Origin of the sequence: Amycolatopsis heterodermiae, assembly GCF_034929455.1 — a bacterium.
In the GTDB taxonomy this organism is placed as follows: Bacteria; Actinomycetota; Actinomycetes; order Mycobacteriales; family Pseudonocardiaceae; genus Amycolatopsis; species Amycolatopsis heterodermiae.
Genome location: NZ_JAYFSI010000003.1, coordinates 367,003 through 379,294 on the forward strand (window position 1 = coordinate 367,003; position 12,292 = coordinate 379,294).

12 protein-coding genes are annotated in these 12,292 nt (G+C 71.3%); 5 read left to right on the forward strand and 7 right to left on the reverse strand.

The genetic code is table 11. The features are described from left to right. Positions 1-127 precede the first annotated feature (127 nt). The 3 genes from VA596_RS17555 to VA596_RS17565 all read right to left on the reverse strand — a co-directional run bounded on the left by VA596_RS17555 (position 128) and on the right by VA596_RS17565 (position 3,774). Complete coding sequence (locus VA596_RS17555) at positions 128-262, reverse strand: hypothetical protein (RefSeq protein ID WP_323328388.1); 135 nt, start codon at positions 260-262, stop codon at positions 128-130. A gap of 153 nt (positions 263-415) precedes the next feature. Continuing rightward, on the reverse strand, positions 416-2,380 hold the full coding sequence (locus VA596_RS17560; RefSeq protein ID WP_323328390.1) for a vWA domain-containing protein: 1,965 nt from the start codon (positions 2,378-2,380) through the stop codon (positions 416-418). Further along, on the reverse strand, positions 2,377-3,774 hold the full coding sequence (locus VA596_RS17565; RefSeq protein WP_323328392.1) for an ATP-binding protein: 1,398 nt from the start codon (positions 3,772-3,774) through the stop codon (positions 2,377-2,379). The genes VA596_RS17560 and VA596_RS17565 overlap by 4 nt, the downstream gene beginning before the upstream one ends. 100 nt (positions 3,775-3,874) lie before the next feature. Between VA596_RS17565 and VA596_RS17570 the strand changes: the two genes are divergently transcribed. Next, positions 3,875-4,675 carry a hypothetical protein gene (locus VA596_RS17570; RefSeq protein WP_323328394.1) on the forward strand — a complete coding sequence of 267 codons (801 nt, stop codon included), beginning with the start codon at positions 3,875-3,877 and terminating at the stop codon, positions 4,673-4,675. A gap of 122 nt (positions 4,676-4,797) precedes the next feature. Here the strand turns inward: VA596_RS17570 and VA596_RS17575 are convergent, their stop codons facing one another. After that, entirely contained in the window at positions 4,798-5,841 is a 1,044-nt protein-coding gene (locus VA596_RS17575) for a ferrochelatase (RefSeq protein WP_323328878.1), read from the reverse strand. An 87-nt stretch (positions 5,842-5,928) separates the two neighbouring features. On the opposite strand from VA596_RS17575, the gene VA596_RS17580 reads away from it, so the two are divergent. Together VA596_RS17580 and VA596_RS17585 are read left to right on the forward strand one after the other, a co-directional pair. Beyond that, positions 5,929-6,510 carry a TetR/AcrR family transcriptional regulator gene (locus tag VA596_RS17580; RefSeq protein WP_323328395.1) on the forward strand — a complete coding sequence of 194 codons (582 nt, stop codon included), beginning with the start codon at positions 5,929-5,931 and terminating at the stop codon, positions 6,508-6,510. A 68-nt stretch (positions 6,511-6,578) separates the two neighbouring features. Beyond that, positions 6,579-7,739 carry a Cmx/CmrA family chloramphenicol efflux MFS transporter gene (locus VA596_RS17585; protein WP_323328398.1) on the forward strand — a complete coding sequence of 387 codons (1,161 nt, stop codon included), beginning with the start codon at positions 6,579-6,581 and terminating at the stop codon, positions 7,737-7,739. Positions 7,740-7,742: 3 nt separating this feature from the next. Here VA596_RS17585 and fabI read toward each other — a convergent pair whose 3' ends face one another. The 3 genes from fabI to VA596_RS17600 form a co-directional block, all read right to left on the reverse strand. Then, positions 7,743-8,510, reverse strand: coding sequence for an enoyl-ACP reductase FabI (gene fabI / locus VA596_RS17590; RefSeq protein WP_323328400.1), 768 nt, complete (start codon positions 8,508-8,510; stop codon positions 7,743-7,745). A gap of 36 nt (positions 8,511-8,546) precedes the next feature. Beyond that, positions 8,547-9,251: a beta-ketoacyl-ACP reductase gene (locus tag VA596_RS17595; RefSeq protein WP_323328402.1), complete on the reverse strand. Its 705-nt coding sequence runs from the start codon at positions 9,249-9,251 to the stop codon at positions 8,547-8,549. Positions 9,252-9,569: 318 nt separating this feature from the next. Beyond that, complete coding sequence (locus tag VA596_RS17600; RefSeq protein WP_323328404.1) at positions 9,570-9,827, reverse strand: hypothetical protein; 258 nt, start codon at positions 9,825-9,827, stop codon at positions 9,570-9,572. A 102-nt stretch (positions 9,828-9,929) separates the two neighbouring features. On the opposite strand from VA596_RS17600, the gene VA596_RS17605 reads away from it, so the two are divergent. Further along, positions 9,930-10,691 (forward strand): GntR family transcriptional regulator, encoded by a 762-nt coding sequence (locus VA596_RS17605; RefSeq protein ID WP_323328406.1) that lies wholly within the window; start codon positions 9,930-9,932, stop codon positions 10,689-10,691. A 256-nt stretch (positions 10,692-10,947) separates the two neighbouring features. Beyond that, positions 10,948-12,288 (forward strand): MFS transporter, encoded by a 1,341-nt coding sequence (locus VA596_RS17610; protein ID WP_323328408.1) that lies wholly within the window; start codon positions 10,948-10,950, stop codon positions 12,286-12,288. The last annotated feature ends 4 nt before the right edge of the window (positions 12,289-12,292 follow it).

The following is a 12,292-nucleotide window of genomic DNA, read 5'->3' on the forward strand; positions in this document are numbered from 1 at the left end:
CAGCCACCGCTGAGCTCCAGCGACCGGTCACCAGCCACACGAAACCACCGCCCAACACCAGATCAGCCCACTGACCGCGCAGCCACCAGGCACCATTAGGCGACCGCTGAGCACCAGCGAGCAGCTGTCAGCCGCGCCGGTCAACAACCGCGCGAAACCACCGCGCCACCTCCGGAACCGTCGCCTCGAACTCGCCATCCATCAGCCACGGGCAGCCGCCAGCGGCGCCGGTCACCAGCCACGCGAAGCTGCCGCCGGACACCCGCCCAGCCCCGCAGCCACCAGGCGCCGTTCAACGACTGCCGCAGCAACCGGTCACCGGTCACGCAAAACCACCGCCCGAACTTCAGCCAACCCGCTGGCCCCGCAGCCACCAGATCACCGTCCGGTGACCGCGGAGCACCACCAACCACCGTCAGCGGCGACGGGTGCGCAGGTAGTCGCCGACCACCGCCGCGCCCAGGCCGTCCAGGTCCGGGGCCACCACCCGGCCTCCGGAGCGGCGGGCGATGACGTCCACGAAGGCCGTCAGTCTGGGGTCGTCGCCCAGGCGGAAGACCGTCACCGAGGCGCCCAGCTTGGCCAGGCGGTCCACTTCGGACAGTGTCTTGTGGAGGGTTCGCGGCTGGGGTGGGTAGTCGAAAACCGCTTCGCCGTCCGGTTCCAGGTGGGCGGTCGGCTCGCCGTCGGTGACCATCAGGACCACCGGCTGGGCGTCCGGGTGGCGGCGCAGGTGCCGGCCGGCCAGCAGCAGCGCGTGGTGGGCGTTGGTGCCCTGCTCCCACGCGCCCTCCAGGCCGACCAGCTCCGGCAGCTCCACCGACGTCGCGTAGCGGCCGAAGGTGATCAGCTGCAGCGCGTCGTTGCGGAAGCGGGTGCTGATCAGCTGGTGCAGCGCCAGCGCGGTGCGCTTCATCGGCAGCCACCGGCCTTCCTGCACCATCGACCACGACGTGTCGACCAGCAGCGCCACCGCGGCACGGGAGCGGTGCTCGGTCTCCACCACCTCGACGTCCTCGACGTCCAGCCGGACCGCCGACTCCCCCACCGAAACGGTGCGCAGCACGGCGTTGCGGATCGTCCGCGGCACGTCCCAGGGCTGCATGTCCCCGAACCGCCACGGCCGCGACGCGCCGGTCGGCTCCCCCGCCGCGCCCGCGGACTCGGTCTCGCGGTCGCCGGTCTTGCCGCGCAGCGCGTTCACGATGTCCGACAGCGCCGTCTCGCCGAGGCGCCGCAACGCCTTGGGCGACAACCGGAGCGTCCCGTCGGCGGCGCGTTCGAACAGGCCCTGGCGGCGCAGCTCACGCTCCAGTTCGGACAGTCGCCGCGCGTCCACGCCGGCGTCCTTCCCGAGCTGGCGCTCCAGCGCCTCCAGGTCGATGTCGTCCAGGCTCGCCCCGGGGTACGACTGGCTCAGCTGCTCGGCCAGCGCGTCCAGCTCGGCGAGGTCCGCCATCGCCTGGGCGCCTTCGCCCATGCCCAGCGGGTTCTTGCCGCGGAAGCGTTCCGACGACGTCCAGTCCTCACCCGGCCGCGCCGCGCGCAGCTGGGCGTCCAGATTGGACAGCTGCTGCGCGAGCCGCGGGTCGCCGAATGCCTGCTGCGTCAGCTCGGCCAGCTCCGCGCGCTGCTCGGCGGACATCGAGTTGAGCATCCGCTGGGCCGCGGCGGACCGGGCCGCCAGAGCGTCGATCAGTTCTTCGACGTTCTGCGGGTTCTCCGGGAAGAACTCGCCGTGCTTGTCCATGAAGGCGTCGAAGCGCTCCTGGATGTCCTCGGCGCCCTGGGCGTGCGCGGCCAGGAGGTCGTTGAGGTCGCCGAGCATCTCGTTGATCCGCTCGACGTCCTCGGGCCCGGCGTTCTGCAGCGCCTGCTTCATGCCCTGGAACCGCGACTCCATCAGCTCCTGGCCGAGCAGGTCGCGGATCTTCTGGTAGTTCTCGCGGCCCTGCTCGGAGCGCCAGTCGTACTCGGACAGCTCGTTGACGGCCGCGGCCGTGCCGGGCGGCAGAGCGTCCAGCTGGGCTTCGCGGAAGCGGGCTTCGTCGTCCGGGTCGGGGAACAGCTCGCGCCGCTCGGCGTCGAGGGCCTCCTGCAGCAGGCGCTGGACCTCCCGCAGGGTGCCGTCGAGGTTGTTGCGCCGCTGGATGCGGGACCGTTGCTGCCACAGGCGCCGGGTCAGCTCGTCCAGGCCCGCGGTGCGGTCGGTGCCGCGCCGGAGCAATTCCTCCAACGCGGCCCGCGGCGACGAGCCGGCCATCACGTCGCGGCCGATCTCGTCGAGCGCGTCCCGCAGGTCGGCCGGGGGCGCGAGCGGGTCCGGCCCGTCGTGCCACGGGCCGTAGGAGTAGCCGTCGGGAAGCGGGACCGCGGTCATCGGCCGTAGACGGTCGTCGTGTCGTCGGAGTCCTTGGCGAGCCGTCGCGCCAGGAACAGCGATTCGAGGGCGAGTTCGACGGCGGCCGCGATCCGGCCGGCGGGCTCGTCGGCACCGACACCGGCGCGCTCGGCGACCTGGTGGAGCACGGGCAGCTCCGGCAGGGCCTTGAGGACGTCCTCGCCCGGCACGCGCTCGCCCGTGGCGACCAGGTGGCCGTCGGCGACCGCGTCGGCCAGCGGACGCAGGTCGAGCCCGGCGAACCGCTCGCGCGCGGTCTCGGCGATCGCCCGGCGCAGCAGGTGCACGAGGTGCTCGACCTCGCGGCCTTCCTCGCCCGGCTCGAACTCGATCTTGCCGCGCAGCACCGACGGCACCGCGTCGAGGTCGACCGGCCGGGCCACGGCGGGTTCCTCACCGGTCAGCGCCGAGCGGCGCAGGGCCGCCGCGGCGACCGTCTCCGCCGCCGCGACCGCGAACCGCGCCGAAACGCCGGAGCGCTGGTCGATGACCTGCGACTCCCGCAGGTTCCGGACGAACCGGGCGATGACCTCCAGCAGCGGCTCGCCGACCTCGGCCACCAGGTGGGCCTCCTGCCGGACGACGGCCACCTCGGACTCGACGTCCAGCGGGTAGTGCGTGCGAATCTCGGCGCCGAAGCGGTCCTTCAGCGGGGTGATGATCCGGCCGCGGTTGGTGTAGTCCTCGGGGTTCGCGGTGGCCACGAGCAGGACGTCCAGGGGTAGCCGCAGCGTGTAGCCGCGGACCTGGATGTCGCGCTCCTCCATCACGTTGAGCAGCGCGACCTGGATGCGCTCGGCGAGGTCGGGCAGCTCGTTGATGGCGACGATGCCGCGGTGGGCGCGCGGGACGAGACCGAAGTGGATGGTCTCGGGGTCGCCCAGGCTGCGGCCTTCGGCGACCTTCACCGGGTCGACGTCGCCGATCAGGTCGCCGACCGAGGTGTCCGGCGTCGCCAGCTTCTCGGTGTAGCGCTCGGAGCGGTGGCGCCAGGTCACGGGCAGCTCGTCACCGAGCTCGGCGGCGCGGCGGATCGACGCGGGCGTGATCGGCTGCAGGGGGTGCTCACCCAGCTCGGAGCCCTCGATGACGGGCGTCCACTCGTCGAGGAGCCCGGAGAGGGTGCGCAGCAGGCGGGTCTTGCCCTGGCCGCGTTCGCCGAGCAGGACGACGTCGTGGCCGGCCAGCAGCGCGCGTTCGAGCTGCGGCAGCACGGTGCGGGAGAACCCGACGATGCCCGGCCAGGCGTCTTCACCGGTGCGAAGGGCGGTGAGCAGGTTGTCGTGGATCTCTTGGGCGATCGGGCGCGGCTCGTACCCGGCCGCGCGCAGGGCCCCGGCGGTGCGGGGAAGAGCGTCTGGAACTACGTTCACCCGTTCGACGCTACTGCCGGATCGGCGGGGAGTCGATGTGGAGCGACTCCAGCGTGGGCGCGCTCGGCGGAGTTCGGGCGGCCCGGTAAAATAGGGCGTCGTGTGCCGACCCAGTGCGACCTTCGCCGTCTGGTCCAGCGCGTGGCTCAACGGAGCCGCCGCGTCCGACGATGTGCTCGACGCCCTGCTCGCGTGGGGTGAGGCGCACGACGTCGTGGCCGCCGACGCGCCCGCCGCGGAGGCGTTCGAGCTCCCGCTGGCCTTCAACCGGGCGGCCACCCCCGTGCAGCTGCTCATGGCCCTGCGTTCGCAGGGAGCGAAAAGCATGCGGCTCGTGCTGCCGGTCCCGGGCGACGTCCGCGGACTCGGCGGCGGCGGGCCGTTCACCGAAGCCGCGTTGCGCGCGGGCGACGCCGTGGTGCTCCCCGAACTCGGGTTCGGCCTGGTACCGGAACCGGTCGCCGAAGGCCTGATGCGCTGGACGGTGTTCTCGCTCGTCCCGCTGGCCGCCCCGCCGGAGTACGTGGCGCTGGGCGAAGCCGAGCACGGCCTGACGGACGCGATCCGCGCGAGCGCCGGCGCACTGCAGGCGCTGAACGTGGCTTCGGACCGGCCGGGGGTACGCGCGGAACTGACGGCGCACCTGCGTTCCCGCCCGGACGTCGACTGGCCGGCGGGAACGCCGGGGCGGTCACTGCGGGTGCTGCAGCGTGCGGAGGAGATCTCGGCGATCCTGGCGATCGCGGAGACGGACGACCCGGGTGGGGCGCTGTCGGCATCGGCGTCGAACCTGCGGGCGCAGGCGCTGAAGCCGCTGTCGGACGCGGTGCGGATCGCTCGCTGCGCGGCGGTCAACGAAGCGGTGCGGGTGTTCGCGGAGCAGACGGCCCGCGAAGGCTGACCAAGGGACTCATGATCCCTTGGCCTTCGGCGGCGGCAGGTAGGCGTTGAAGCCGCTGTCCGATGCGGTGCGGATCGCTCGCCGTGCGAACTCTCCACGAAGCAGCCACATCGGGGCGCTTGTCAGCGGCTGGGGCGTTTCGCGGGCTCGCAGCAGCCGATCGCGCAGGGTGCGCCGTTGATCGTGCAGCCGCCCGCCGGGAACGGGGACAGCTTGCGCGGCGCCGCCTCGTGCGTGTGCTCGCGGATCAGTTCCACCACCAGCTCCGCGAACCGGGGGTCGGCACCCGCCGTGGCTGCTCGGGCGAACGCCATTCCGTGCTCGGCCGCTCGCTCGGCCGCTTCGTTGTCCAGGTCCCAGATCACCTCGAGGTGGTCCGAGACGAAGCCGATCGGCGAGACGACCACCCCGGGCACGCCCGCGGCGTGCAGCGCGTCGATGTGGTCGACGATGTCCGGCTCCAGCCACGGCACCTGCGGCGGGCCGGACCGCGACTGCCACACGACGTCGTACTCCGCGATGCCCGCCTCGGCCGCGACGAGCCGCGCCGCTTCGGCGATCTGGCGCGAGTAGCGGCGGCCGCCCTCCGCCGGGGGGCCCGCGGCGAGGTCCGCGCTCTCCGGCACCGAATGCGCGGTGAACACCGTGCGGACGCCCGGCACGTCACCCAGCGACGCGTGGGCGGCGCGCACGCCGTCGGCGACCGCCGAGACGAACAGCGGGTGGTCGAAGAAGTGGCGCAGTTTCACCAGTTCGGGGGCACCTTCGCCGACCGCCGCGCGGGCGCGCTCGATGTCCTCGTCGTACTGGCGGCACGCCGAGTAGCCGCCGTACGCGCTCGTGGGGAACACGAGAACCCGCTTGGCGCCGGCCTCGGTCAGCGACGCCAGGGTGTCCTCGACCATCGGGTGCCAGTTGCGGTTGCCGAAGTGCACCGGCAGGTCGACACCGGCGGCCGCGAGCTGCTTCTCGACCGCGGCGATCGCGTCGCGGTTCAGCTTGTTGATCGGCGAGACGCCGTCGAAGTGCCGGTAGTGCTCGGCGACCTCCAGGAGCCGCTCGCGCGGTACGCCGCGACCCTTGGTGACGTTCTCCAGGAACGGCATGACGTCGTCAGGCCCCTCCGGACCGCCGAACGAAAGCCACAGCAACGCGTCGTATCCCACCTCGGTCATCTTGCCGCTGTGGCGCCCCGCACGCTGACGCGGCCCCGTTATGAATCGACCAGTCCAAAACCCTGGTACGGTGTCCCCATGGCCAGGCCACGGGAGTTCGACGAGTCCGCCGCCGTCGAGAGCGCGATGCACGCGTTCTGGGCGCACGGCTACGAGGCGACGTCGACGCAGGACCTGTGCGACGCCACCGGGCTCGGCCGCAGCAGCGTCTACAACACCTTCACCAGCAAGAAAGCCCTGTTCGAGCGCTCGCTGACGCACTACACGGACAGCCAGCTCACAGCCCGGCAGGCCCTCCTCGAGGGGCCGGGCACGGCCGCCGAACGGCTCACGGCCCTGCTCACCACGACCATCGACAGCGAACTCGAGCGGAACCGCCGCGGCTGCCTGGTCGTGAACACCCTCGCCGAGCTGGGCATGCCGGACGACGGAATCGGTGCTGCCCTGCGCAGCGACACCGAGCGGAACCTGGCGATGCTCACCGAGTGCGCCCGGGAAGGCGTGCTCGACGGCAGCCTGCGCTCCGGCCGGGATCCGGCCGACGTCGCGCAGTTCGTCCTCAACACCGTCACCGGCCTGAAGGTGATGTCCCGGCGCGACACCAGCCGTGAGGCCATGTACGCCGTCGCCGACCTCGCGCTCTCCGCCGTCGTCGCCTGAACACCAGCCTGAAAGCGTTCGAGGCTGCCCGCGTTTTGTACTGACCGATCCACAACCAAGGAGGACCCGTGCCCCTGGCCGTCTTCGTCCTCGGGCTCAGCGTGTTCGCGCTGGGCACGTCCGAGTTCATGATCACCGGCCTGCTCCCGGGCATGGCCGCCGACCTCGGCGTGAGCATCCCCGACGCCGGGCTGCTCATCTCCGCCTTCGCCATCGGCATGGTGGTCGGCGCGCCGCTGCTGGCCATCGGCACGCTGCGGCTCCCCCGCCGCGGGACGCTGCTGGTGCTGCTCGCCGTCTTCATCGCCGCGCACGTCGTGGGCGCGCTCGCCGCCGGATATGCGCTGCTGTTCGCGACCCGGGTCGTCGCCGCACTGGCCTGCGCGGGCTTCTGGGCCGTCGCCGTGGCGACGACGATCGCGCTGGTCCCCGTCGAGCGGCGCGGGCGCGCGATGGCGGTGCTGGTCGGCGGGCTGACCGTGGCGAACATCGCCGGGGTGCCCGCCGGCACGTTCATCGGCCAGCACGCGGGCTGGCGGACGGCGTTCTGGGCGGTGGCGGCGGTGACCCTGCTGGCGGCGGCCGGAGTGGCCGCGCTGGTGCCGGAGACGACCGGCGGCGGGATGAGCGTCCGTTCCGAACTGCGGCTCTACCGGCGGGGCCGGGTGTGGCTCGCGCTGGGCGTGATCGCGTTGTGCCAGGCCATGATCTTCGCCGCGTTCAGCTATCTCGCTCCCCTGCTGACCGAGACGGACGGTCTGCCCCAGGCGTGGATCCCGGGCGTCCTCGCGCTGTTCGGCGTCGGCGCGCTCATCGGGATCACCGCCGGTGGGCGGCTGGCCGACCGGCACCCGTTCGCGACGCTCTACGGCTGCATCGGACTGGCGCTCGTGTCCCTGCTCGTCCTGGCGCTGACCACCGACCCGGCGGTCGCCGTCGCGGCCGTGCTCGTCTTCGGGGCCGCCGGGTTCGGCGCGAACCCGGCGCTGAACGTGCGGACCTACGCCGTCGCCGGCGGCACGTCGACGCTCGTGGGCGCCAGCACGACGGCGGCGTTCAACGTCGGCAACACGATCGGGCCGTGGCTGGGCGGCGTCGCGATCGGCGCCGGGCTGGGCTTCCCGAGCGTCGCGTGGACGGGCATCCTCCTCGGCGCGGCGACGGTCGCCGCCCTCACGGTCGCGGTCGCCGTCCAGCGGAACGACGACCGCGAGCCGATCACCGTGTGAGGCTCAGATGCCGAGGGCGTGGACCCCGCCGTCGACCATGATCATCGAGCCGGTGGTCGCCGGGAGCCAGTCCGACAGGAGCGCGCAGACGCTCTTCGCCGTCGGGTCCGGGTCCGAGCTGTCCCAGCCGAGCGGCGCGCGGTCGCCCCAGCCGTCTTCGAGGTCCGAGAAGCCCGGGATCGACTTCGCGGCCATCGTCTTCATCGGGCCGGCGCTGACCAGGTTGACGCGGATGCCCTGCGGGCCCAGTTCCTTGGCCAGGTACCGGTTCACCGACTCGAGCGCGGCCTTCGCGACGCCCATCCAGTTGTAGACCGGCCACGCGACGCGGGCGTCGAAGTCCATGCCGACGATCGACGAACCGCGGCCCAGCAGCGGCAGGCACGCCTTCGACAGCGACATGAACGAGTACGCCGAGACGTCCACGGCGACCTTGACGTCCTCGGCCGGCGCGTCCAGGAACGGCGCGCCGAGGCAGCTCTGCGGGGCGAACCCGATCGAGTGCAGCACCCCGTCGAGGCCGTCGACGTGCTCGCGGACGTTGTCGGCGAGGCTGTCGAGGTGCTCCTGGTTGGTGACGTCCAGCTCGATCACCGGCGCCGGCTCGGGCAGCCGCTTCGCGATCGTCTTGACCAGCGACAGGCGGCCGAAGCCGGTCAGGACCACCTTCGCGCCCTCCTGCTGGGCGATCTTGGCCGCGTGGAAGGCGAGCGAGGCGTCGGTGATGATGCCGGTGATCAGCAGGCGCTTGCCTTCGAGCAGTCCGGGCACAGGTCCTCCAAGTCTTGGTTCGGGATAAGGCAGAAGTCAGTGGCCGAGGCCGAGGCCGCCGTCGACGGGCAGCACCGCGCCGTTGACGTAGCCGGCGTCGTCCGAAGCCAGGTAGCGCACGGCGGCGGCGATCTCCGACGGCTCGGCGTACCGGCCGGAGGGCACCTGCGCGAGGATCTGCTTCTTGCGCTCCTCGGGCAGCTCGTCGGTCATGTCGGTGCGCACGAAGCCGGGCGCGATGACGTTCGAGGTGATGTTGCGCGAGCCCAGCTCACGCGCGAGCGAGCGCGCGAAGCCGACCAGGCCGGCCTTGCTCGCCGCGTAGTTCGCCTGGCCCGCGGAGCCGGAGAGGCCGACGACCGAGGAGATGAAGACGAACCGGCCCCACTTGCCGCGCAGCATGCCGCGCGAGGCCCGCTTCGCGACCCGGTAGGCGCCGGTCAGGTTGGCGTTGATGACCCGCTCGAACTGCTCGTCGCTCATCCGCATGAGCAGCGTGTCGTCGGTCAGGCCGGCGTTCGACACGAGCACCTCGACCGGGCCCTGGTGCTCCTCGACGAGCTTGAACGCCGCGTCGACCTGCTCGGTGTCGGTGACGTCCGCCTGCACCCCGAAGAGCCCCTCGGGCGCGCCGGAGCCCCGGTGCGTGACGGCGACCTGGTGGCCCTGTTCGGCGAGATCCCGGGCGATCGCCAGACCGATACCCCGGTTGCCCCCGGTGACCAAGACCGACCGTCCCACAGCTTTCTCCCTCTTTCGACCGTGCGCGTTTGACGGCACGAGGCTATCGGGAGGCCGCTCCGGGCGCGCAGCCACGCCCGCCATACCTGCAGGTAACCGGCAAGGTGTCGGCAAGACCACACGGCACGCCGCCCGGCCGGCGGGCCGGACCGGGGAGTACCGGCCGGTAGCGGGACGGAGCGTGACGAAGACGGCGCGACGGTTACCCAACGGGACGCCGGTGCGTTGTTGCTTACATTTCGCGACCGTCCGAAGCGTCGACGACGACGCCGTTCTCGTCCTCAACGACTTCCATTCCGCCGTCGCGAATCCACCAGCTCACGCCGGACTTCGCTTGATCCGGATCGGCGCGATGCCGCGCTCACGTCGATGGATGACCTCGCAGCTCGGACACTGGTGCGGCACACCGTGCGCGCGCCGGTCGGCCAGCGGACGGAACTCGGCAGTGGCGGTCAGACCGCACAGCATCGTGATTCCCTGCCCTGACTCCGGTATCCCCGCGAACCTGACCCGATGCCACTCCCCCTCGACGACCGAATGAATCGCCTCCGGGTCGATATGGATCACTGCCGCCATCATCTGGTCCCTGCCGACTACTTGTCATGACGTGTTGACAACCGACCGTGGCATCTGCGTGTGAACTTGTCAAGACAAGTTGGCAAGTGGGAGAATCGAGTGATGATCGATCGCAAGAGCGGTGTGCCCGCGTTTCGTCAGGTCGCGGCCGACCTCCGCGAGAAGATCGTCTCCGGCGAGTTCTCACCGGGCGCAAAGTTGCCGAGCGAGCACGACCTCGTCGACACGTACGGCGTCTCGCGTCCGACGGTGCGCGAAGCCGTCGACGTCCTACGCGGCGAAGGTCTGGTCACCTCCGAGCACGGACGCGGCGTGTTCGTCCGACCGCCGGCCAGCATCCAGCGCATCGCTCGGTCGCGCCTGTCCCGCGAGGCGCGCGATCGCAATCGCGGCGCGTTCCTCGCCGACGCCGCGGCAAGCGGCTTCACACCATCGACGTCTGTCAAGATCCGCTTCGAGTCAGCCGACACCCGCGCGGCCGGTCACCTCGCCATCGACGAGGGAGTCGAGGTCACCGTCCGAGACCGCGTGATGCGCGCCGACGGACTGGTGGTCCAACTCGCGGTGTCGCGCCTCCCGCGCGATCTGACGCGCGGCACCGCCATCGAGGACGTCGACACAGGACCAGGCGGCACGTACGCGCGGCTCGAAGAGTCCGGACGCGCGATCGGCTCGTTCGCCGAGCACGTCGGCGCGCGGATGCCGACGCCCGCCGAGGCGACGCAGCTCCAGCTCGCCGACGGCGTTCCGGTCATCACGGTCACCCGCGTCGCGTACGCCGTCGACGGCACACCGCTGGAGATGAACGACATGACCCTCCCCGCCGACCGCTACGAGCTGTCGTACGAGTGGCCCGCCGACTAGCCGCTGTCTTCGCTTTGCCGCACCGACCAACTGGCCAGAGGGCGAAACATGATCATGAACGGTCACGGTCGCGCGCAGAGCGCGGTACGTCAGCCGGACGGAGGTCGTCGCGGGCGGTACCAAGAACTCAAACCTACCCGGACCTAGATGTACCGAGGCGAACGTCATCGTCCTAAGCGGCGGTTAGGAAGCGCCGTCTGGTCTTGCTGGTTGTCCGTGACCTGGTCACCGTGAGTCGCAACACAGGAGGTCGACGATGACAACCCGGATCAGCGGCACCGGCGGCGCGGGCGTGAGCGAGAAGCGCGTGATCGGCAACGTGCTGCGTGGCTCGATCGGCAATTTGGTCGAGTGGTACGACTGGTACGCCTACGCGGCGTTCACCACTTACTTCGCCAAGTCCTTCTTCCCCACGAGCGACACGACGGCCGCCTTCCTGGGCACCGCCGCGGTGTTCGCCGTCGGGTTCCTCATGCGGCCGCTCGGCGGGTGGATGCTCGGCCGGTTCGCCGACCGGTTCGGCCGCCGCAGCGCGCTCGTGCTGTCGGTCACGCTGATGGCGGGCGGCTCGCTGCTGATCGCCGTCACGCCCGGCTACCAGACGATCGGGATCGCCGCGCCGATCCTGCTGCTCATCGCCCGGCTCATCCAGGGCCTGTCGGTCGGCGGCGAATACTCCACCTCGGCGACCTATCTGTCCGAAGTGGCCACTCCCGGCAAGCGCGGCTTCTACTCCAGCTTCCAGTACGTGACGCTCTACGGCGGCCAGCTGCTGGCGCTCGGCCTCCAGCTGATCCTGCAGGCGCTGCTCACCGAGCAGCAGCTGACGGCGTGGGGCTGGCGGACCGCGTTCGGCGTCGGCACCATCGCCGCGCTCAGCGTGATGTGGCTGCGCCGCGGCATGGACGAATCCGCGAGCTTCACCAAGGAAAAGGGCGACGACGCGCCCGGCGACCGCGGAACGCTGCGCGCGCTGGCCAAGTACCCCAAGGAGATCGCGCTCGTCGTCGGCCTCACCCTGGGCGGCACGGTGGCGTTCTACACCTTCGCCACCTACAGCCAGAAGTTCCTCGAGAACACCGCCCACATCCCGCGGCGCACGGTCACGATCATCCTGTTCTCGGCGATCCTGCTGGCCGCGATCCTGCAGCCGCTGGCGGGCAAGCTGTCCGACCGGATCGGCCGCCGTCCGCTGCTGCTGTTCTTCGGCATCGCCGGCACGCTGCTGACCGTCCCGATCATGACGGTCATGGGCTCGACGCGGAACCCGGTCGGCGCGTTCTTCCTGGTCCTCGCCGGACTGGTGGTGGTCGCCGGGTACACGTCGATCAACGCGATCGTGAAAGCCGAGCTGTTCCCGACGAAGATCCGCGCCATCGGCGTCGGCCTGCCCTACGCGCTGACCGTCGCGATCTTCGGCGGCACCGCCGAGCTGATCGCGCAGGCGCTGAAGAGCGCCGGGCACGAGTCGGTCTTCTTCTGGTACGTCGCGGGCTGTGTCCTGGTCTCCCTGATCGTCTACGGCACAATGCGGGAGACTTCGAAGAGCTCCGAGCTGGAGGAACGGCCGGATCCGGTGGCCGCGGGCGAACGCTGAGAAG